We start from the raw sequence: 20745 nt of genomic DNA, 5'->3' as shown, positions 1-20745 counted from the left end.
TCCCCGAACCGAGGTGCGGGAGAGTGAACACTTGAATCAACGACGAACCCAGGAGGCTGATCACCGTGATGTTCCGAATCGAGCGAGACGTCCTCGCTGAGGCGGTGGCATGGACGGCACGCAGCCTCCCGGCGCGCCCGTCGGTGCCCGTACTCGCCGGCATGCGCCTGGAGGTGACGGAGGGACAGCAGCTCAAGCTGTCGGGGTTCGACTACGAGGTCTCCGCCGAGGTCACGCTCGAACTCCAGACCGGTGAGGCGGGCGTCGTCCTGGTCTCGGGCAAGCTGCTCGCCGAGATCACCCGCGCGCTTCCCGCACAGCCTGTGGACTTCGTGGTGGAAGGCGCCAAGGCCGTCGTCACGTGCGGCAGCGCGCGCTTCACCCTGCTGACCATGCCTGTGGAGGACTACCCGTCGCTCCCGGCCATGCCGCCGGCCGCCGGAAAGGTGGGCAGCGACGTGTTCGCCGCCGCCGTCGGCCAGGTCGCCGTCGCGGCGGGCAGGGACGACACGCTGCCGATGCTCACGGGCGTGCGCATGGAGATCGAGGGCGAGACCGTCACCCTCGCCGCCACCGACCGCTACCGGCTGGCCGTGCGCGAGCTCAAGTGGCAGCCGGGCCAGCCCGACTTCGCCGCCATCGCGATGATCCCCGGCAAGACGCTGGCCGACACCGCCAAGGCCCTCGGCACCACCGGCGCCGAGGTGGAGATCGCGCTCAGCTCGGCCGGCGGCACCGGCGAGGGCATGATCGGCTTCTCCAGCGCGGGCCGGCGCACGACGACGCGGCTGCTCGACCCCGAGTTCCCCAAGTACCGCTCGCTGCTGCCGACGGAGTTCTCAGCGCGCGCGGACCTGTCCACAGGCCCGTTCGTCGAGGCGGTCAAGCGCGTGGCCCTGGTCGCCGAGCGCAACACCCCCGTACGCCTGGCGTTCAGGAGCGGCGAGGTCGTGCTGGAGGCCGGCAGCGGCGACGAGGCGCAGGCCGTCGAGGCGCTGCCTGTGGATTACGAGGGCGAGGAGATGAACATCGCCTTCAACCACCAGTTCCTGCTGGAGGGGCTCGGCGCGATCGACTCCGACGTGGCGCGACTGCAGATGACGACCTCGACCAAACCCGCCATCCTCACCGGGGGCAAGCCTGTGGACGAAGGCGCAGGTACGGACTACCGTTACCTGATCATGCCCATCCGCCTGTCGGGCTGATCCCGTCATCGGGGATGATGGAAGCCTGACAAGGGGGTAGAGGAGCGTCATGCAGATCGGCATGGTGGGACTGGGCAAGATGGGCGGCAACATGGCCGAGCGGCTGCGCCGCGGCGGCCATGAGGTGGTCGGTTACGACCATGATCCCGGCGTCAGCGACGTGGGAAGTCTGAAAGACCTGGTCGGACGGCTGTCGGCGCCGCGCGCGGTCTGGGTCATGGTTCCCGCGGGCAAGCCCACCCAGCAGACGATCGACGAGCTCGGCGAGCTGCTCGACGAGGGCGACATCGTCGTCGACGGCGGTAATTCACACTATGTGGACGACCAGAAGCACGCCGCCGAGCTGCGCGAGAAGGGCATCGGCTTCGTCGACTGCGGCGTGAGCGGCGGCGTGTGGGGGCTGCAGAACGGCTATGCCCTCATGTGCGGCGGCGAGCAGGCCGACGTCGACCGCCTCATGCCGATCTTCGAGACGCTCAAGCCCGAGGGCGAGGACGGCTTCGTCCACGCCGGTGACGTCGGTGCCGGCCACTTCGCGAAGATGGTCCACAACGGCATCGAGTACGGCATGATGCAGGCGTTCGCCGAGGGTTGGGAGCTTCTGGAGGCGTCCGACGTCGTCAAGGACGTCAGGGGCTCCTTCAGCAGCTGGCGCACCGGCACCGTCATCCGTTCGTGGCTGCTCGACCTGATGGTCCGGGCGCTCGACGACGACGAGCACCTCGACGAGCTCCGCGGTTACGCACAGGACTCCGGCGAGGGCCGGTGGACGGTCCAGGCGGCCGTCGACCACGCCGTGCCGCTGCCGGTGATCACCGCCGCCCTCTACGCGCGGTTCGCCTCGCGCCAGGACGACTCCCCCGCGATGAAGGTCGTCGCCGCGCTGCGCAACCAGTTCGGCGGCCACGCGATCACCTCGACCGAGGGCAGCACCGGCAAGGGTGCCGACTCGCCCGGCGCCGACGTGACCCCGCCGCGCGAAGCCGAGTAGTCCACAGGCGACAAGGGCGGGCCCGAGGTTTTCCACAGGACGGCACGCCGGTGACGCGGGCGGCCCCCGCGGCGCACTAACCTTCGTGGGGTGCATGTCGCCCACCTCTCGCTGACCGACTTCAGGTCCTACGCGTCCGTGGAGCTCGGTCTGGAACCGGGCGTCACGGCTCTCGTCGGGCCCAACGGCCAGGGCAAGACCAACCTGGTCGAGGCCCTCGGCTACGTCGCGACGCACTCCAGCCACCGGGTGGCCAACGACGCGCCGCTGGTGCGTCAGGGGGCCGCGCGGGCCATCGTGCGCTGCGCCGTCCACAGGGACGACCGGCGGGCGCTGGTGGAGCTGGAGATCAACCCGGGCAAGGCCAACCGGGCGCGGCTCAACCGCTCCCCCGTGTCCAGGCCGCGCGACGTCATCGGCCTGCTGCGCACGGTGCTGTTCGCGCCGGAGGACCTCGCGCTGTCCAAGGGCGACCCGTCCGAGCGCCGCCGCTTCCTCGACGACCTGCTGGTGGCCAGGGCCCCCAGGTTCGCCGGGGTCCGGGCCGACTACGACCGGGTGCTGAAGCAGCGCGGCGCCCTGCTGCGTACGGCCGCGCAGGCCCGGAGAGGCAGCAGGAGCGCCCGGCGGGCCGAGAGCGACACCGCGTTCACCGCCGCGGGCGCCGGCGACGTGCTGAGCACGCTGGAGGTCTGGGACGCCCACCTCGCCAGGCACGGCGCGGAGCTGTTGCAGGCGCGGCTCGATCTGATCGAGGCGCTGCGCCCGCTGGTGGCCGGGGCCTACTCCGCGCTGGCCCCCACGAGCGCCCCCGCGACGCTGGCCTACCGCAGCACGTTGTCCACAGGTGGGGACGCCGCGGAGGACGAAGTCGCCGGTGAGCGGGGATCTCCCGATGCGCAGACGTTATCCACAGACTTGGGGAAAACCCTTGAACAGCAGCTCCGCGACCGGCTGTTGGAGGTTCGCCAGTCCGAGCTGGAACGGGGTGTCACACTCGTCGGCCCACACCGCGACGACCTGATCCTGGGCCTCGGCGACCTGCCCGCCCGCGGCTACGCCAGCCACGGCGAGTCGTGGTCGTTCGCGCTGGCGCTGCGCCTGGCCGCCTACGACCTGCTGCGGGCCGACGGCGGCGACCCGGTGCTGATCCTCGACGACGTGTTCGCCGAGCTGGACAGCCAGCGCAGGCGCAGGTTGGCTGAGATCGTCGCGCCGGCCGAACAGGTGCTGATCACCGCCGCCGTGCCCGACGACGTGCCGAAGGAGCTGTCCGGAGCCCGTTTCGACGTCGCTGAGGGGAGCGTGACCCGTGTCCGATGAGCAGCACAACGCGGCGGCCAGGGGGGCCGCCATGGCGAGGGAGAAGCTCGCGCAGGCCAAGGCCGACGCGGCCAAGCGCGGCCAGCTCCCGCGCCGCGAGCCCAGGCGCAAGGCCGGCCCGCGCAGGGAGGTCGGCGATCCCCAGCTCTTCGGCCGGGCCATCGCCGACCTGCTGGCCGACCGCGGCTGGGAGCGGTCGGCGGCCGTCGGCGCGGTGTTCGGCCGGTGGAAGGAGATCGTCGGTCCCGACCTGGCCGCCCACACCCGGCCGGAGTCGTTCGACGAGGGCGAGGTGCTCATCGCGGCCGATTCCACGGCCTGGGCGACGCAGGTCAGGCTGCTCGCGCGCACCCTCATACGCAGGCTCAACGAGGAGCTGGGTGACGGGGCCGTGACAAAGGTCAAGGTCAGGGGGCCGCAGAACGCGCCCCGGCCCACAGGGGGATTGCGGGTGACCGGAAGCAGGGGGCCCGGCGACACCTATGGTTAGGGCGCCGGGGGCGATCAGACCGCCGCAGACGCGATAAGCCCCCTTTCCGAAGGGGGGATGCTTGAGTGGGGGGCAAAACGAGCTAGGGCGCATCACAGGCGCGTGTATTGCCACCACGGGCTCCGGGAAGCGGTAGAATGAAAAAGGATTCCGGACACGTCCGCTTGCGTGTCACCCCGGCAGCAAGCCGACTCCCCCGGGTGACCGCGCATCGGGGCACTCACGACGGTGACGGGCACGGCAGGGGCAGCATCAGGTTGATGGCCTCCCCCGCCGCGTGTCCGCGGCAGGAGGATTTCGCAGTTGTCCTACGACGCTAGCTCAATCACCGTACTCGAAGGACTTGAGGCGGTTCGCAAACGCCCGGGTATGTATATCGGCTCGACCGGTGAGCGCGGCCTGCACCACCTCGTCTACGAGATCGTGGACAACGCGGTGGACGAGGCCCTGGCCGGTTTCGCCAACAGGATCGACATCACGCTGCTGGCCGACGGCGGCGTGCGCGTGATCGACAACGGCCGCGGCATCCCCACGGGCATCCACCCCGTGGAGAAGCGCTCGGCCGTCGAGGTCGTGCTGACCACGCTCCACGCGGGCGGCAAGTTCGACAGCCAGTCCTACGCGGTCTCCGGCGGCCTGCACGGCGTCGGCTCGGCCGTCGTCAACGCGCTGTCCACCGCCATGGACGTCGAGGTCAAGCAGAACGGCCACTTCTGGCGGCAGCGCTACGAGCACTCCAAGCCCACCGCGCCGCTGGCCCAGGGCGAGGAGACCGACGAGACCGGCACGACGATCACGTTCTGGCCCGATCCCGACGTCTTCGAGACCACCACCTGGAACTACGAGACGCTCTCGCGCCGGTTCCAGGAGACGGCCTTCCTCAACAAGGGCCTGACGATCACGTTCACCGACGAGCGGCCCGACCACGTCAACGGCGAGCCCCTCACGGTCGAATACCACTACGAGGGCGGCCTGGCCGACTTCGTCAAGCACCTCAACGCCAAGAAGGAGGCGGCGCACGCGTCGATCGTCTCCTTCGAGGAGGAGGGCGACGGCATCGCGGTCGACATCGCCATGCAGTGGAACAACTCCTACTCGGAGTCGGTCTACACGTTCGCCAACATGATCAACACGGCTGAGGGCGGCACCCACGAGGAAGGCTTCCGCGCGGCGCTGACGACCATCGTCAACCGCTACGCGCGCGAGCAGAAGTTCCTCAAGGAGGGCAAGGACGACAACCTCTCCGGCGAGGACGTCCGCGAGGGCCTGACGGCGATCATCTCGGTCAAGCTGTCCGACCCGCAGTTCGAGGGCCAGACCAAGACCAAGCTGGGCAACACCGAGGCCAAGTCGTTCGTGCAGAAGGCGTGCAACGACCATCTGCGCGACTGGTTCGAGCGCAACCCCGGCGAGGCCAAGGACATCATCAACAAGTCGCTGCAGGCCAGCCGCGCCCGCATAGCGGCCCGCCAGGCCCGCGACCTGACCAGGCGCAAGTCGCTGCTGGAGTCCGGCAGCGGCCTTCCCGGCAAGCTGGCCGACTGCCAGTGGAACGACCCGGAGAAGTGCGAGCTGTTCATCGTCGAGGGCGACTCGGCCGGCGGCTCCGCCAAGGGCGGCCGCGACTCGCGCTTCCAGGCGATCCTGCCCATCCGCGGCAAGATCCTCAACGTGGAGAAGGCGCGGATCGACAAGGTCCTGAAGAACAACGAGGTCCAGGCGCTCATCACCGCCCTGGGCACCGGCGTGCACGACGAGTTCGACATCGCCAAGCTGCGTTACCACAAGGTGATCCTGATGGCCGACGCCGACGTCGACGGCCAGCACATCAACACCCTGCTGCTGACGCTGCTGTTCAGGTTCATGCGGCCGCTGATCGAGGCCGGGCACGTCTACCTGTCGTGCCCGCCGCTCTACAAGATCAAGTGGGACCGGAAGGGCGATGACGCCTCCTACGCCTACTCCGACTCCGAGCGCGACGCCGTCATCAACGACGGCATCGCCCAGGGCAAGGCCGACCCGCGGCCGCGCGACAACGTCCAGCGCTTCAAGGGCCTCGGCGAGATGAACGCCGGCCAGCTCTGGGAGACCACCATGAACCCGGCGACCCGGCTGCTGCGCCTGGTCACGCTCGACGACGCGGCCCAGGCCGACGACCTGTTCAGCGTGCTCATGGGCGAGGACGTCGAGGCGCGGCGTGACTTCATCATCCGCAACGCGCGCGACGTTCGCTTCCTCGACGTTTAAGAAGGACCTGAACCTGTGACGGACGTGAACACCACTCCCCCGGCTGAGCGCATCGAGCCGGTGGACATCCAGTCGGAGATGCAGCGCAGCTACATGGACTACGCGATGTCCGTCATCGTGTCCAGGGCGCTGCCTGACGTGCGCGACGGTCTCAAGCCGGTGCACCGGCGGGTGCTCTACGCGATGTACGACGGTGGCTACCGTCCCGACCGCGGCTACTTCAAGTGCGCCCGCGTCGTCGGTGACGTGATGGGCACCTACCACCCGCACGGCGACACCTCGATCTACGACGCGCTGGTCCGCCTGGCCCAGCCGTGGTCGCTGCGCTATCCCCTGGTCGACGGGCAGGGCAACTTCGGCTCGCCGGGCAACGACCCGGCGGCCGCGATGCGGTACACCGAGTGCAAGCTCGCGCCCATCGCCATGGAGATGCTGCGCGACATCGACAAGGACACCGTCGACTTCCGTCCCAACTACGACGGCAAGTCGCAGGAGCCCGACGTCCTGCCGGCGCGGTTCCCGCAGCTGCTGGTCAACGGCTCGGGCGGCATCGCGGTCGGCATGGCGACCAACATCCCGCCGCACAACCTGCGCGAGGTCTCGGCCGCCGTCAGGTGGTACCTGGAGAACCCGGAGGCCGACGACGAGGAGCTGCTGGAAGCCTCGATCAAACTGGTCAAGGGGCCCGACTTCCCGACCAAGGCGCTGATCGTCGGACGCCGGGGCATCGAGGACGCGTACCGCACCGGGCGCGGGTCGATCACCATGCGCGCGGTGGTCGAGGTCGAGGAGGACAAGGGGCGGCAGGCGCTCGTCGTCACCGAGCTGCCGTACCAGGTCAACCCGGACAACCTGGCGCTGAAGATCGCGGAGCTCGTGCGCGAGGGCAAGCTCACGGGCATCGCCGACGTACGCGACGAGAGCTCCTCGCGGGTCGGGCAGCGCCTGGTGATCGTGCTCAAGCGCGACGCGGTCGCCAAGGTCGTCCTCAACAACCTGTACAAGCACACCCAGCTCCAGGACACCTTCGGCGCCAACATGCTGGCGCTGGTCGACGGCGTGCCGCGCACGCTGCGGCTCGACCAGTTCGTCCGCCACTACGTGGCCCACCAGGTCGAGGTCATCGTCCGCAGGACGCGCTACCTGCTGCGCAAGGCCGAGGAGCGCGCGCACATCCTGCGCGGGCTGCTGAAGGCCCTTGAGCGGCTCGACGACGTCATCGCCCTCATCCGGGCCTCGGAGTCGGCCTCGCACGCCCAGCAGGGCCTCATGGGGCTCCTGGAGATCGACGAGGTCCAGGCGCAGGCCATCCTGGACATGCAGCTGCGCAAGCTGGCCGCCCTGGAGCGGCAGGCCATCCAGGACGAGTACGACTCCCTGATGACCCAGATCGCCGAGTACAACTCGATCCTGGCCAGCGAGGCCCGCCAGCGCGAGATCATCGGCGACGAGCTGGCCGAGGTCGTCAACCGCTACGGCGACGAGCGCAAGACCGAGATCATCGCCTACGACGGCGACATGTCGATCGAAGACCTCATCGCCGAGGAGGAGATCGTCGTCACGATCACCCGCGGCGGTTACGCCAAGCGGACCCGTACCGATCTCTACCGGGCGCAGAAGCGGGGCGGCAAGGGCGTACGCGGCGCCCAGCTGCGCCAGGACGACATCGTCGACCACTTCTTCGTCACCACGACGCACCACTGGCTGCTGTTCTTCACGAACAAGGGCCGGGTGTACCGGGTCAAGGCGTACGAGCTGCCTGATGCCGGGCGTGACGCCCGTGGCATGCATCTCGCGAACCTTTTGGCCATGCAGCCCGACGAAACAGTCATGGAAGTTCTCGACCTCCGCGACTACGACGTCGCCCCCTACCTGGTGCTCGCCACGCGCAGCGGCCTGGTCAAGAAGACGCGCCTGTCCGAGTACGACTCCCCCAGATCGGGCGGTCTGATCGCGATCAACCTGCGCGAGGACGACGAGGTCATCGGCGCCCGCATGGTCTCCGAGACCGACGATCTGCTGCTCGTCTCCAAGGGCGCGCAGTCGATCAGGTTCACCGCCTCCGACGAGGCGCTACGGCCCATGGGCCGCGCGACCAGCGGTGTCATCGGCATGAGGTTCCTCGAAGGGGACGAACTTCTCGCCATGAATCGGATTGCCGACGGTCAAGACGTGCTTATCGCCACGAAGGCTGGGTACGCAAAACGGACGCCAGTGGAGCAGTATCCAGTTCAAGGACGTGGCGGTAGAGGCGTGCTGACTGCGAAAATCGTGAGTGCCCGTGGCAAGCTGGTCGGAGCCGTCATGGTCAACCCAGAGGACGAGGTCTTCGCGATCACGTCCGCCGGCGGGGTGATCCGGACGAGTGCCGGCGAGATCAAGCAGTCCGGCCGCCAGACCATGGGAGTGCGATTGATGAACCTCGCCGAAGGCGACAGCGTGGTTGCCCTCGCCCGGAACGCGGAGTCAATGGAGACTCCGGTGGAGAATGAGGAAGACGGGGGAGGAGAGTAAATCATGAGCGCCCAGGGTGGCACCGCCAGAGCCCAGGCGGCGTCGGGTAACGGACAGCAGCCGAAGAAGTCCACTGAGCCGGAGATCTTCAACTCGGTCGACGGCGAGCAGGACAAGACGCCCAGGCAGGGCGCCGCTGCTCAGCCTCGTTCCAAGGACGAGCCGCAGGCGGAGGGCAACGAGACGGTGCGCATCCGTCCGTCGCTCACCTCCGAGGCACCTCCGCCCGTCGAGAGGCCCAAGAAGAAGTCGTCGAACAACGCGGGGTCCAGGCTTCCCCGCAAGGCACACCTGGTGCTGCGCCGCATCGAGCCGTGGTCGGCCATGAAGTTCAGCTTCGTGGTCTCCCTGGTCTGCTTCGTGGTGCTCTTCGTGGCAGTCGCCGTCCTTTACGGCGTGCTGTCCGCCCTGGGGGTGTTCGACTCGCTCGTCGACCTGGTCAACCAGCTCGGCAAGGGTGAGCAGGGGCAGAGCTCGATCCCGATCGACATCGCCTCGTGGTTCGAGCCGGTGCGGATCCTCGGGTACACCGCGCTGATCGGCGCCGTGAACGTGGTGCTGATCACCGCTCTGTCCACGCTGGGCGCGGTCATCTACAACATCGCCTCCGACCTGGTCGGTGGCGTTGAGGTGACGTTCAGCGAGGCCGAATAGCAGGTTCGGGCGGGGGCTCGTGCCGTACCGGGGTGGCTGGTGCGGCACGAGCAGCCCGTCGGACACGGTAAGCTTTTCTCGTCCGAACAACCGGTTCGCCTCCAACAGGCGAATGCGATAAGGTTCGGTGTGCGCGGGGCTATAGCTCAGACGGTTAGAGCGCTTCCCTGATAAGGAAGAGGTCCCAGGTTCAAGTCCTGGTAGCCCCACATAGTTTGAAGGCCATTTCCGTCAATCGGAAGTGGCCTTTTTTGTTGTCCGGGTGACTGGCGCTTTTCGGCCGGGCGTGGGGTGTCGCCGACGACCGTACGTAGGATTGTCCGGATGGGGATGTACGTCTCAGTGCGTGGCTGGCTTGAGCTGGACTTCGCCCATAGGCCGGACGCCGAACGCGTCATCGGGGACGACCACTACTCCGGCGGCTGGGCGTGGCCGGTGAAGCCGTTCAACTGGACGCTCTACCTGTTCTACGGGGGCGACGTCAGAGAGGGCGCGCTCCACGAGATCCGGGCCCGGGTCGAACGACTGGCGGCCCTGCCACCGGTCGACGAGGACGGCGATCGGCCGCGGGGAGTGTTCGTGGTCACCGACGAGCGGGGCCGGGCCTGGTGCTGGCACGTTCGGGAAGGTGCGGTTCTCGACGTCGCGGCACCGGATATCGCATGGTTGGCGAGTTAGCGCCGGAAACAGGCTTTCGGCACAGCGGGGGTTCTGCGACTAACGGCCGATGTCCGAGAAATCGGAGATTCTCGGGGACGTCGGAGTTCGAGCGGTGGCAGAATCTCGCGGATGTCGAGGGCGGGGTCGTTGTGGCGGCAGCGGGATTTCGTGCTCCTGTGGAGCAGTCAGACCACCAGCTCGCTCGGGAACGAGATCTCCTATTTGGCATTACCCCTGGTCGCGGGGCTTTTGTTGAATGCCTCTCCGATGGAGCTCGGGCTGTTGACGGCGGCCCGGCGGTTGCCCGTGTTGTTCGCGTCGTTGCCGGCGGGATCGGCATACGGGGCACCCCTCTGGTGTTCTCCGCCGGGATGCTGGCCGGTCCGGTGGTGATGTGGTTCTCGCCGTTGCGCACGTCCCGGCGGGAGATCGAGCGGGACGTACGGACGGCGGCGGCGGGATGGCGCGGGAGCCGGATCACACGGCGAAGAGCAGGGCGGCGTTGACGAGGAGGGCGACGGCGGTCGCGAAGTGCACGCCGAAGGCGACCGCCTTGGTGCCGCCGTTGCGCAGCACGATCAGGGTGTCGCCCAGGGGGAGCAGCGCGACGATCAGCATGAACCAGGCTTCGGCCTGGGCGCCGACGAAGGCCAGCAGAGCCAGGCCGAGCAGCCCGTACGTGCCGTCGCGCAGCCCCTTGATGGTCAGGTAGGCGCGGTCCTGCCCGGCGGGGACGCCGTAGCCGGTGGCCGCGGCAACGGGGACGAACAGGAAGCGGGCGCCGATGAACACGACCAGCAGGTTGAGGGCGATGGCGAGGCCGTAGGCAAGGGTGGTGAGCATGTCCGTCTCCAGAAATCTAGCGCTGCTAGGAACGAGGATGACGCTAGCAGAACGATGGCAGAAGCGCTAGCGGTGCTAGGGTTGGGAGCATGTCAATCCAGGCGCGCCGGGAGCGCGAACGTGCGGAACGCGAGAAGCTGATCATCACGGCCGCCTGCGAGCTGGCCGAGGCCGAGGGCTGGGAGGCGGTGACGACGCGGCGGCTGGCCGAGCGCATCGAGTACAGCCAGCCGGTGCTCTACAGCCACTTCAAGGGCAAGGGTGCGATCATGGCGGCCGTCGCCGTGGAGGGCTGCGTCATCCTCGCGGAGGAGCTGCGCGCGGCCCGGATGGCGGCGCCGGACGCGGCCAGTGTCCTCGCGGGCGTCGGCGCCGCCTACACGGCCTTCGCCGAGCGGCGTCCGGCGCTCTACGACGTCATCTTCAACCAGAACGTCGACCTGCCGTTCGCCACGCAGGAGGCTCCGGCGGCCCTTCACGCGGCGTTCGGTGAGCTGGTCGAAGGGCTGCGCCCGCATGCCGGGAAGGAGGAGGACCTGTCCCTGCTCACCGAGACCTACTGGGCCGCCCTGCACGGGCTCGTCACGCTCACGAGAGGCAAGCGGCTGCCGCCCGAGCATCATGACCGCAGGCTGGAGCTGCTCCTGAAGCGGTTCGCGACCTGACGGTTTGACCTTGTCACCGGCGTCAACGTCTACCCTCGTGGCCCGCCCACCGAAGAGAACGGACCACGCCCGTGACCACGCATCGCACGACCCTTGTCGAGCTCGACCAGAGCTTCTTCGACGCCCTGGTGGCCAACGACCACGACCGCCTGAAGGACCTGCTGACGGACGACTTCGTCCTGGTGGGGGTCGAGGACGGGACGGTCGCCGACAAGGGCGTCCTGCTCGATCTGGTGGCTTCGGGGAGCCTCCGGTTCCCGAAGATCGACTCGTTCCCGGACGAGGCGATCGTGCGGGTCATCGGGGACGTGGGCATCGTCGTGGGGCGTACGGGGATGAACTTCACGAACGCCGACGGCAGCACGTTCAGCGCGGGGAGCCGGTACACGCACGTGTACACGTCCGGCCCCGACGGGAGCTGGCGGCTCGTCTCGGCGCAGGGTACGGCAATCAAGGGATGACCCGGCGGACCGGCCCGCTCGCGCCAGAGGCGCGGGTGGCCCGGCTTCACGCGGAGGCGTAGGGCCCGGCTTTATGCGGAGGTGTGAGCGGGTCAGCCGCCTTCCGGTTTCCGCCATTCCGCGGTGACCTTGAGGTGCGCCTCGCCCGTCGACTCGGCGACGACCACGCCGGCCTTGGCGGTCAGCTTCATCCCGAACTCCACCGTGACCACGTCCGGCGGCTCCGGGCACGACCGCATGCGGCGCAGGACGTCGTTGGCGAAGGCCTGGACGCGCTCAAGGCCCGCGCCCAGCGCCTCGGGCATGCGTTCGACGGCCGCCCGCGCCCGTCCGGCGGGGAGCGGTTCGTCGCCGGGCCGCTCGTTGACCTCCACGAGCACGGTGCCGCCGTCGTCGAGGGGGACCTCAAGGAAGTAGCGCACGGTCGGCCTCCTGTCCTGGGACAGGAGCAAGCATGATGGACGGGTCCGCCCGGCGGAGGCTCTTTCGCGTCCGCAGGCTCTCCGGCGCAAAGTTATCCACAGGATGGGGATAGTTGTCCACAGCGGTGGAGAAGTCTGAAATCATTGACATGATGTCTGTATTGTTTTACCTTCCCTGCTTGTGATGTCGTACGAGGAAAAGGGCGCCTGGGTCTATCTCGTGGCGACGGTGGGCACCTATGCGGCCTACGTCATCGTCATCCTGGGCCGGGCCGGCGGCGGTCCGCTCAGCGCCGTCCCCTACGTCGCGCCGATGTCGTGGGCGATCGGGATCAGCGTCGGCCTGTCGATCGCGGGCCGTATCGTGGTCGAGATCGTGAAGCCCAGCGAGAGTCACCAGAGCGACGTGCGAGACCGGGAAATCAACCGTTCCGCCCAACATGTCGGGGGCGTTGTCCTGGGGGTCTCCATGATGGTCCCCCTTGGTCTGACCATGGCGGAAGCCGACCACTTCTGGATCGCCAACGCCATCTACGCGGCACTCGTCCTGTCCGCACTGGTAGCCACCCCGTTGAGGCTCATCGCCTATCGGAGGGGCCTGTAGGGATGGGCAAGCCGACCAAGGTCACCAACTCCATCAGGGCTCTGCGGTTCGCGCACGGGGAGATGACGCAGGCCGAACTGGCCCAGCGGATCGGCGTCACGCGGCAGACCGTCATCGCCATCGAGCAGGGCCGCTATTCACCCACTCTTGAGGTGGCCTTTCAGATCGCCAGGGTGTTCCGGGTGCCTCTGGACGACGTCTTCCAGTATCCGGAGCCCGAGGGCTAGTTATCCACAGGCGCGTCGGTTTTCCACAGGCTGTCGAGGGCGGTGGCGACGGCCGCGATGGACTCGTGCGCGGAGCGGATGCGGGCGGTCTGATCGTCGTCCGTCCAGCCGAGCCGCAGGCCCTCCTCGGCCAGCGCGTCGAACGCCGTGAACGCGGCCAGCTTCTGGCGCAGGACCTTCGACCAGGCGTCGTCCTCGATCCGGTAGAAGACGTTGCGCTCCCCCGGTCTGCGGAGCTTGTGGACGAGCCGGATCGACGTCAGGAGCTGCATGGTCGTCGTCAGCGACGCGCGGCTCGCGCCGATGGCGTCGGCGATGTCGGACGCGGTCTGCGCGGGCGGCTGGCAGACCATGAGCCAGCCCAGGACGCGGCCGGTGATCGGAGCCAGGCCCCACTCCTCGGAGACGAAGTCCGCCACCCTCTCCACCCAGTCGAGCACCTGCTCCCGGCCCGGACCGTCCGGCGACTGCATGTGGGACCCTCTCCATCGACATCGCCATGTGTGAGGCGTCAAATACTAAGAGTAACGAAGGGCGGGCTGCTGACGCTGGATCCATGATCGTCGTCATGTGGCCGCTGCCGCTCCTCCCTCTGGTCCCCTGCGCACCTGCTTCACCGCCCTGCCATCCGTCTGAGCTGCTGCTCCCTGGCTCCGGCGTCGCCCGGCAGGCCGCGCTCGGCCAGCAGGCCGGCCACGCGCTCGCGGGCCTCGGCGGGGTAGTGGCCGTCGTACTTGAACTTGGCGCGCGCCTCCACCACCGCCAGCCGCAGCCCGCGCAGGCCGGGCAGGTGCCGGTGGTACGGCCCCTCGCCGGCCGCCACGACGCCGTGCGCGCCGTCGGGCTGGAAGTGGGCGAGCTGGCGGCGCAGGATCTCCGCCTTGTCCTCGGGGTCGTCCACCACCTCGGCCCGGCAGGTGAGCTGGACGGAGGCGTAATAGCTGGTGGGCACGCCGGTCTCGGGGTCGCCCTTGCGCCATCCGCCGGGGATGTAGGCGTAGTCGTCGTGCACGCTCAGCAGGACCAGCGGATCGCGCTCGATCGCCGCCCACACGGGGTTGGGTCTGGCCAGGTGGAGCAGCACCTCGGCGGCGCCGTCGAAGAGGAAGTGGGTGGGGACGACGACGGGCGGGCCGCCGTCGACGCCGTTCGCGGCGAGCTGGCCGAAGTCGCGGGTGGCCAGCCAGGCGCGCCACTCGTCGTCGTCCCGTGCCGCGTCCCAGGGGTGAATGAGCACGCGAAACCCTCCCGTCGGAGTTTGTATTAGTACATAATGGTTTTTGTGTCAGGAACATACACGATCGTTGGGGGGACGGCCAGCGAGATCGCGGCGGGCGTCGAGGCCGCCGTGTCCGCCGGGCTGCTCCTTCCCGGGACGCACCTGCCGCCCGTGCGCGAGGTGGCCGCCATGGCCGAGGTCAGCCCTAATACCGCCGCGGCCGCGTACCGGCTGCTGCGGGAGCGCGGGATCGTCGAGACGGCCGGTCGGCGCGGCACCCGGGTCAGGCCGCGGCCGGCCACCACCACCCGCGAGGAGATCCGGATCGAGGTGCCGCCGGGTGTGCGCGACCTGTCGCACGGCAATCCCGACCCGGCTCTGCTGCCGCCGCTGCACGACGCGCTCGCCGCCGCGGCCAGGGCGCACGAGCAACGCCCGGCCATGTACGGCACGGGCGACGACGACGACCTCCTCTCGCTGGCCGCCGCCCGCCTGCGTGCCGACGGCGTGCCCGCCGCGCCGCTCGCGATCACCTCGGGCACCCTCGACGCGGTGGAGCGAGTCCTGATCGCCCACCTTCGTCCCGGCGACCCGATCGGCGTCGAGGACCCGGGCTGGACGGCCCTGCTCGACCTGGTCGCCGCCCTGGGGCTGCGGCCGGTCCCGATGCGGCTGGACGACGAGGGCCCGCTGCCGGACGAGCTCGACCGGGCGTTGCGGGCGGGCGTACGAGCGGTGGTGATCACCGCCCGCGCCCAGAACCCCACCGGCGCGGCCGTCACCGCGGCACGGGCCGCGGACCTGCGTGCCCTGCTGGCCACCCGGCCAGACGTGGTGCTGATCGAGGACGACCACGGCGCGAGCCTGGTGGACCTCCCCCTCCATCCCCTGGCCGGCGTGACGACCCGCTGGCTGCTCACCCGCTCGACGGCCAAGGCGTTCGGCCCTGACCTGCGGCTGGCGCTCGTCACGGGCGACCCCGTCACGCTCGACCGGCTGCGCGGCCGGCAGCGGCTGGCCGCGGGCTGGGTCAGCCATCTGCTGCAGCGCGCGGTCGCCCACCTGTGGCGCGCACAGGCTGTGGACACCGCGGCCGTCGCCGCCGCGTACGCCGGGCGCCGGGACGGCCTGATCGAGGCGCTGGCCGCGTGTGGCGTACGGGCGCACGGCCGCAGCGGGCTCAACGTCTGGGTCCCGGTCGCCGACGAGACCACCGCGGTCACCCGGCTGCTGGCCCTCGGCTGGGCCGCCGCGCCCGGCGCCCGCAACCGCGTCCGGACGCCGCCCGCGCTGCGCCTGACGGTCTCCACGCTCACGCCCGACGAGCTGCCGCGCCTCGCCGACGACCTGGCCGCCGCCCTGCGCCCGCCCACGACCGGCCGGTACGGCTGACCGTACGCGCCCCGCGATCAGCGGTGCGGCTCCAGGGACATCGCCGGGGCCGGCTCGGCGCACCGCGTCCGGCGCAGGGAGTGGACCAGCACGCCCAGCGCGCCCACGATGAGCACGAGCAGGGCCGCCCTGGTGGCCGCGGGCCAGCCGGCGTCCAGGGAGCCGAGGAACACCGTGCCGGTGATCGTGCCGCCGAGCACGCCGCCGGTCTCCTGCACCGTCCCCAGCACCCCGGCCGCCGCGCCCGCGCGCTCCCGGCGTACGGACGCGAGGACCGAGGAGAGCAGCGGCGACATGAGCAGGCCCATCCCCGCGCCCGCCACCAGCAGCGCGCCCGCCACCAGGTACGGCGACTCCCCCGCCTGGTACAGCAGCCCGAGCCCCAGCAGCAGCGCCAACGGGCCGACCGGGCGCGGCGCCCGTGCCGAGCGCGGCGAGGCCAGGAAGAAGCCGGCGTTCAGCGCGGTGCACACCGCCCCGGCGGCCAGGGGGCCGAGGCGGAGCCCGTCCTGGAGGTGGAGGGCGAGCACGAACGACAGGCCCGCCGAGGTGCCGAACAGCAGCGCGACCGCCGCCAGCCCGGCCGCGAACCCCTTCTCGCGGAACACCGCCAGGTCCAGCAGCGGCGCACGGCCGGTCGCCGCCAGCCGCCGCTGCCGCCGGACGAACGCCGCCAGCGTGAGTGCCGCGCCGCCCAGGCACGGCCACGTCCACTGCGGCCAGCCCTCCTCCCGGCCCTGGACCAGCGGCAGCACGACGCCCACCAGTCCCGCCGCGACCAGCGCCGCCCCCGCCAGGTCCAGCCCCGTACGCGCCCCGGCCCCGGCGACGCGGGGGACCAGCCGCCCGGTCAGCGCCAGCGCCGCCAGGCCGATCGGCACGTTGACCAGGAAGCACGCCCGCCAGCCGAGCCCGAGGGGATCGGCCGCCACCAGCAGCCCGCCCACGACCTGGCCGCTCATCCCGGCCAGGCCCACCACCGTGCCGTACCAGCCGAACGCCCTGGCCCGGTCCGTGCCCGGGAACAACGCCCCGACCAGCGTGAGGACCTGCGGCGCGAGCAGCGCCGCCGCGACGCCCTGCGCCACCCGGGCGAGCACGAGCGCGGCGGTGTCCGGCGCGCCACCGCAGGCCGCCGAGGCGAGCGTGAACAGGGCCAGCCCGGCGGCGAAGAGGCGGCGCGGCCCGTAGAGGTCGCCGAGCCGTCCCGAGACGATCAGGCCCGCCGCGTACGCCAGCCCGTACCCGGCGATCACGAACTGGATCGCCGCGTCGCCCGCCCGTAGGTCGGCGCGGATCGAGGGCACGGCCACGTTCGCGACGAAGAAGTCGAGCGTGGTCATGAACACCGCGACCAGCAGCACGGGCAGGGCCGCCCAGCGAGGACGGAGGGACATCAGGGACTCCAGGGGAGGGAGGAACCGGGCGGTGGGAGAACACCGGCGGGCGCCGGACGGTTGACCTCACCCTGGAGTCAGGCGATTACGGTTTCCTGCTGATGGGCTACGGAATCAGCGTCATAATGACGCTCAATGCCGAAATTTCAGGGGTTAGGGGAGTTTGCGGCGGCGATCGCCCCCGTCATCGACGCGGCCCACGTCAACGTGCACGCCGCCGCCGGCAGAGCCCTCCTGGACCTGGGCGAACGCTCCGGCCTGACCTGCGGCCTGCTCAACGACCTGCGCTTCGTGCTTCCGCTGCGCCCGGTGACCACGGCCGCGCTCGCCGCCGTCCACCGGTACGGCGACGTGACCGAAAGCGTCGACGTCCACCTGCGCGAAGGCGCGCTCGAACGGGACGCCGACGGGGCGCTGCGGCTCACGTCCGAGGGCCGGGCGTTCGTGGACGGCCTGTACGCCGCGCACGCCGAGGCGGCCGGCCGCGTCTGGGCGGGCCATGACGTGACCGGACTCGCCGCGTCCGCGGGCGGCGTGCTCGACCGGGCCGTACGCGTGCCGGGCGGCGCCCTGGAGATGATGGCGCCGCCGTACGAGCCGGACGGCGCCCCCGCCGGGCTGCTGCTGTTCAACCGGCTCGCCGTGCTGCGCTACCACCGGGCGGACGCGCACGCCGAGTCCTGGCGCGCGGCCGGGCTGACCGCGGCCGGGATCGTCGCCCTGAGAGGCGGCCCGCTGCGGGACGCGATCGAGGCGGACACGAACCGGCGGGCCGCCGACCCGTACAGGGCCATGACGGACGGCGCCCGCCAGACCCTGTACGACGGCCTCCTCGGTCTCGTCTAGAGTGCCGCGAGCAGCCGTCCGACCTGCGTGCGGTCGTTGACGCCCAGCTTCTCGTAGGCCGCCTGCAGATGGTTGGCCGCCGTCCGGGTGGACAGCGTCAGCCGGTCGGCGATCTGCCGGTTCGTCAGCCCGGCCGCCGCCAGCTTGACGATCTCCCGCTGCCGCGGCGTGAGCCCCGGCGTGGCCAGCTCGACCAGCGCGGGCGTCGAGACCCCCGGACACCGCTTGGCCAGCGCCCACGCCCTGGTCTGCGCCCCCCTGGCCAGCGTGCCCCGGCCGGCCCGGCGATGGGCCGCCGACTCCTGGGCGAGGGCCTCGGCGGCGTACAGGATCAGGCCGAGCCGTTCGAACTCGGCGGCGACGTCCCGCAGCTCGGCGGGGTCGCCGTCGGCCCGCGCGTGCCGGGCGAACAGCCCCGCCAGCGGCCCGTCCACCCGTTCGGCGAGCGTGCCCAGCCGCCGGGCCGCCAGGGCGGGCACGCCGAGCCGCACCAGGTCGTGCAGCGCGAACATCAGCTGCCCGAACTGCTCGTGCTGCTCGGCCAGCCCGGCGGCCGACAGGCACAGGCTCACCGCCTCCTCCAGGTCACCCGCCGAGGCTGCCACCCAGACCGCGGCCTGGAGCACCGGCTGCCGGGTGAACGCCCACCGCGAGGCCGACTCCTCGGCCTCGGCCAGCACGGCCCGAGCCGCCGCCGTCTCCCCCAGCAACGCCCGCGCGTGGGCCAGCTCGGCCAGGCACCGCCCCCGGTACGGCGTGCGCGCGGGCAGCCGGGCCGCGTCCTCCCTGGCCCAGCGGGCCGCCCCGGACGCGTCGCCGCGCAGCCTGCCGACCATCGCCCGGTACGCCCCGAACCCCGACACCGACAGCTCGGCCGCCGCCGGCTCCATGCCCTCCGCGGCCGTGCGCGCCGCCGCGTCCAGCCGGCCGGAGAACACCTGGGCGGCGCAGCGCGCGTCCAGCAGGGTCGGCAGCGCGTGCGGGGCGTCGTCGTCCCAGTCGTCCATGTCCGCGAGCGCCCGCCCGGCCACGGCGAGCGCGCGTTCCGTACGGCCCGCGTAGGCGTCGGTCCACGCCTCCAGCCCGGCCGCGTGCGCCGCGCCTCGCACGGTCATCGGCGCGCCCGCGCGCGCCCGCGCCAGCGACCCGGCGGCCCCGGTCAGCCGCCCGGCGAAGAAGTCGGCGACGCCCCGGTAGATGTGCGCCTCCTGCCGCCAGGCCGGGTCGGCCAGCGCCTCGGCCGCCAGGTCGAGCACCCGGCACGCCTCGGCGTCCGCGCCCGCCCAGGCGAGGTTCATGCCCAGGCTGAAGGCGTGCTGCGCGCGCTCGCCCTCGGTGACGGCGTTCCTGGCCGCCTGCCGCAGCGCCGTCAGGGCGGCGTCCGGGTCGCCCAGCACCATCAGCACCTGGCCGAGCAGCGCGACCGCCGCCACGCCCGCGCCCGCCTCGATCGCGGCCCTGGCCAGCCGGGCGGCCAGCCGCGGCTCACGCCTGGCCCAGGCCAGTTCCGCGGCCGACAGCAACATCTCCGGCGCCGCGGCCGACCCGCTGTCCAGCCGCCAGACGGCCGCTCGCAGCTCGTCCTCGCGCCGCCGCAGGCCGCTGGCCTCCAGGGCCTCGGCCAGCGTCCGCAGCCGCCGCCTGGCCCGCAAGGTGCCGCAGTCGCCGCGGACCACCTCGCCGTACAGGGGGTGGCCGAGGCGTACCTGCTCGCGCCTGCCGTCGCCGGTGACGGTGACCAGGCCGCGGGCCTCGACCCGCTCGACCGCGCGCGGCGAGGTCAGCGCGACCAGCAGCTCGGCGCCCACCGGCTCGCCGAAGGCCACCAGCTCCAGCACCTCGCGCTCGTCCTGGTCCAGGTGGCCGATGCGGGCGCCGACCAGCTCGCGCAGCCGGGTCGTCATCGACAGCTCGCCCCGCCAGCGCCACTCGCCGCCGCTCTCGGCCAGGCAGCCGGACGTGCGTCCGGCGTGCACGACCTCGCGCAGGTAGAGCACGTTCCCGCCGGTGACGGCCGCCAGATGCCGTACGGTCCCCGCCGCCACCTCGCCGCCGAGCGCGCCCGCCAGCATCTGGCCGACCTCGTCGCGGCCGAGCGGCGGCAGCTCGATCCTGGTCAGCAGCTCGTCCTTCCACAGCGCGGCCACCGGCGCGGGCAGCGGGCCGCCCGTACGCACCGTGACCAGCACCCTGGCCTCCCCACCCGCCGCCAGGTAGTGCACCAGCGCCGCCGACGCGGCGTCGAGCCGGTGGGCGTCGTCCACGCTCACCAGCAGTTCTCCCTCTCCCCTGCGCAGGTGCCGCGCGGCCCAGCGCAGCAGGTTCTCGCCACCGTGCGGCGGACCCGTCAGTACGTGGGCGAACGCCCCGAACGGGATCATCGACGCGGTCTCCGTGCCCAGCGCGCGCACGACGTCGTACCCGTCGAGCCCGGCCAGCGCCTGCGCGGCCAGCCTGCTCTTGCCGACGCCCGCCTCACCGGCGATCATCGCGCCGGCTCCCGACCGCAGCGCCTCTCGCACGGTCGCGATCGATCCCCCTCGCCCGACGAACGGCCATCCGCTCCCCAGCTGCTCGCTCATCGC

General features: G+C 71.1%; 20 protein-coding genes and 1 tRNA gene. 15 read left to right on the top strand and 6 right to left on the bottom strand.

The window, feature by feature from the left end; genetic code table 11:
• Positions 1 to 65 precede the first annotated feature (65 nt).
• From dnaN to ACIHAD_RS35105, 9 genes are all read left to right on the top strand, one after another.
• Positions 66 to 1205 (top strand): DNA polymerase III subunit beta, encoded by a 1140-nt coding sequence (gene dnaN, locus ACIHAD_RS35145; protein WP_397359032.1) that lies wholly within the window; start codon positions 66 to 68, stop codon positions 1203 to 1205.
• A 49-nt stretch (positions 1206 to 1254) separates the two neighbouring features.
• Positions 1255 to 2196, top strand: a complete 942-nt coding sequence (gnd, locus tag ACIHAD_RS35140; RefSeq protein ID WP_397359030.1) for a phosphogluconate dehydrogenase (NAD(+)-dependent, decarboxylating) — start codon at positions 1255 to 1257, stop codon at positions 2194 to 2196.
• A gap of 90 nt (positions 2197 to 2286) precedes the next feature.
• Positions 2287 to 3519 carry a DNA replication/repair protein RecF gene (gene recF, locus ACIHAD_RS35135; protein ID WP_397359029.1) on the top strand — a complete coding sequence of 411 codons (1233 nt, stop codon included), beginning with the start codon at positions 2287 to 2289 and terminating at the stop codon, positions 3517 to 3519.
• The gene (locus tag ACIHAD_RS35130) at positions 3509 to 4009 is read left to right on the top strand and encodes a DUF721 domain-containing protein (RefSeq protein ID WP_397359027.1); all 501 of its coding nucleotides are present in this window, start codon (positions 3509 to 3511) and stop codon (positions 4007 to 4009) included. Before recF ends, ACIHAD_RS35130 begins: the two co-directional genes overlap by 11 nt.
• 303 nt (positions 4010 to 4312) lie before the next feature.
• Positions 4313 to 6256: a DNA topoisomerase (ATP-hydrolyzing) subunit B gene (gene gyrB, locus ACIHAD_RS35125; RefSeq protein WP_397359026.1), complete on the top strand. Its 1944-nt coding sequence runs from the start codon at positions 4313 to 4315 to the stop codon at positions 6254 to 6256.
• A gap of 15 nt (positions 6257 to 6271) precedes the next feature.
• Positions 6272 to 8770 (top strand): DNA gyrase subunit A, encoded by a 2499-nt coding sequence (gene gyrA / locus ACIHAD_RS35120; RefSeq protein ID WP_397359025.1) that lies wholly within the window; start codon positions 6272 to 6274, stop codon positions 8768 to 8770.
• A gap of 3 nt (positions 8771 to 8773) precedes the next feature.
• Positions 8774 to 9424, top strand: a complete 651-nt coding sequence (locus ACIHAD_RS35115) for a DUF3566 domain-containing protein (RefSeq protein WP_397359024.1) — start codon at positions 8774 to 8776, stop codon at positions 9422 to 9424.
• 135 nt (positions 9425 to 9559) lie between these two features.
• Positions 9560 to 9633: transfer RNA gene (locus ACIHAD_RS35110), tRNA-Ile, on the top strand.
• A gap of 115 nt (positions 9634 to 9748) precedes the next feature.
• Positions 9749 to 10102 (top strand): hypothetical protein, encoded by a 354-nt coding sequence (locus tag ACIHAD_RS35105; RefSeq protein ID WP_397359023.1) that lies wholly within the window; start codon positions 9749 to 9751, stop codon positions 10100 to 10102.
• A gap of 459 nt (positions 10103 to 10561) precedes the next feature.
• Here the strand turns inward: ACIHAD_RS35105 and ACIHAD_RS35100 are convergent, their stop codons facing one another.
• A complete protein-coding gene (locus tag ACIHAD_RS35100; RefSeq protein ID WP_397359022.1) occupies positions 10562 to 10927 on the bottom strand; it encodes a DUF4267 domain-containing protein in 366 nt (121 codons plus the stop codon).
• A gap of 89 nt (positions 10928 to 11016) precedes the next feature.
• Here ACIHAD_RS35100 and ACIHAD_RS35095 point away from each other — a divergent pair, with 89 nt between their 5' ends.
• On the top strand, positions 11017 to 11592 hold the full coding sequence (locus ACIHAD_RS35095) for a TetR/AcrR family transcriptional regulator (RefSeq protein ID WP_397359021.1): 576 nt from the start codon (positions 11017 to 11019) through the stop codon (positions 11590 to 11592).
• A 71-nt stretch (positions 11593 to 11663) separates the two neighbouring features.
• On the top strand, positions 11664 to 12053 hold the full coding sequence (locus tag ACIHAD_RS35090) for a YybH family protein (protein ID WP_397359020.1): 390 nt from the start codon (positions 11664 to 11666) through the stop codon (positions 12051 to 12053).
• Between the two features lie 92 nt (positions 12054 to 12145).
• On the opposite strand, the gene ACIHAD_RS35085 is transcribed toward ACIHAD_RS35090, so the two are convergent.
• Entirely contained in the window at positions 12146 to 12475 is a 330-nt protein-coding gene (locus ACIHAD_RS35085; protein WP_397359018.1) for a CU044_2847 family protein, read from the bottom strand.
• A gap of 184 nt (positions 12476 to 12659) precedes the next feature.
• On the opposite strand from ACIHAD_RS35085, the gene ACIHAD_RS35080 reads away from it, so the two are divergent.
• Together ACIHAD_RS35080 and ACIHAD_RS35075 are read left to right on the top strand one after the other, a co-directional pair.
• On the top strand, positions 12660 to 13079 hold the full coding sequence (locus ACIHAD_RS35080; RefSeq protein ID WP_397359017.1) for a hypothetical protein: 420 nt from the start codon (positions 12660 to 12662) through the stop codon (positions 13077 to 13079).
• A gap of 2 nt (positions 13080 to 13081) precedes the next feature.
• A complete protein-coding gene (locus ACIHAD_RS35075) occupies positions 13082 to 13306 on the top strand; it encodes a helix-turn-helix transcriptional regulator (RefSeq protein ID WP_397359015.1) in 225 nt (74 codons plus the stop codon).
• Here ACIHAD_RS35075 and ACIHAD_RS35070 read toward each other — a convergent pair.
• Positions 13303 to 13779 carry a GbsR/MarR family transcriptional regulator gene (locus ACIHAD_RS35070; RefSeq protein WP_397359014.1) on the bottom strand — a complete coding sequence of 159 codons (477 nt, stop codon included), beginning with the start codon at positions 13777 to 13779 and terminating at the stop codon, positions 13303 to 13305. The two genes, ACIHAD_RS35075 and ACIHAD_RS35070, sit on opposite strands and share 4 nt — an antisense overlap.
• Before the next feature lie 140 nt (positions 13780 to 13919).
• Positions 13920 to 14543 (bottom strand): FMN-binding negative transcriptional regulator, encoded by a 624-nt coding sequence (locus tag ACIHAD_RS35065; RefSeq protein WP_397359013.1) that lies wholly within the window; start codon positions 14541 to 14543, stop codon positions 13920 to 13922.
• 45 nt (positions 14544 to 14588) lie between these two features.
• On the opposite strand from ACIHAD_RS35065, the gene ACIHAD_RS35060 reads away from it, so the two are divergent.
• A complete protein-coding gene (locus ACIHAD_RS35060; RefSeq protein WP_397359012.1) occupies positions 14589 to 15917 on the top strand; it encodes an aminotransferase class I/II-fold pyridoxal phosphate-dependent enzyme in 1329 nt (442 codons plus the stop codon).
• Positions 15918 to 15934: 17 nt separating this feature from the next.
• Here the strand turns inward: ACIHAD_RS35060 and ACIHAD_RS35055 are convergent, their stop codons facing one another.
• On the bottom strand, positions 15935 to 17314 hold the full coding sequence (locus ACIHAD_RS35055) for an MFS transporter (protein ID WP_397359011.1): 1380 nt from the start codon (positions 17312 to 17314) through the stop codon (positions 15935 to 15937).
• Positions 17315 to 17449: 135 nt separating this feature from the next.
• On the opposite strand from ACIHAD_RS35055, the gene ACIHAD_RS35050 reads away from it, so the two are divergent.
• Positions 17450 to 18160, top strand: a complete 711-nt coding sequence (locus ACIHAD_RS35050; RefSeq protein WP_397359010.1) for a hypothetical protein — start codon at positions 17450 to 17452, stop codon at positions 18158 to 18160.
• On the opposite strand, the gene ACIHAD_RS35045 is transcribed toward ACIHAD_RS35050, so the two are convergent.
• Complete coding sequence (locus ACIHAD_RS35045) at positions 18157 to 20742, bottom strand: LuxR C-terminal-related transcriptional regulator (protein WP_397359009.1); 2586 nt, start codon at positions 20740 to 20742, stop codon at positions 18157 to 18159. The two genes, ACIHAD_RS35050 and ACIHAD_RS35045, sit on opposite strands and share 4 nt — an antisense overlap.
• Positions 20743 to 20745: the final 3 nt, after the last annotated feature.

This window comes from Nonomuraea sp. NPDC052265, assembly GCF_044547985.1.
Taxonomy (GTDB): Bacteria; Actinomycetota; Actinomycetes; order Streptosporangiales; family Streptosporangiaceae; genus Nonomuraea.
The sequence above is the reverse complement of the archived record's forward strand: the minus strand, read 5'-3'. Positions and strand labels throughout refer to the sequence as shown.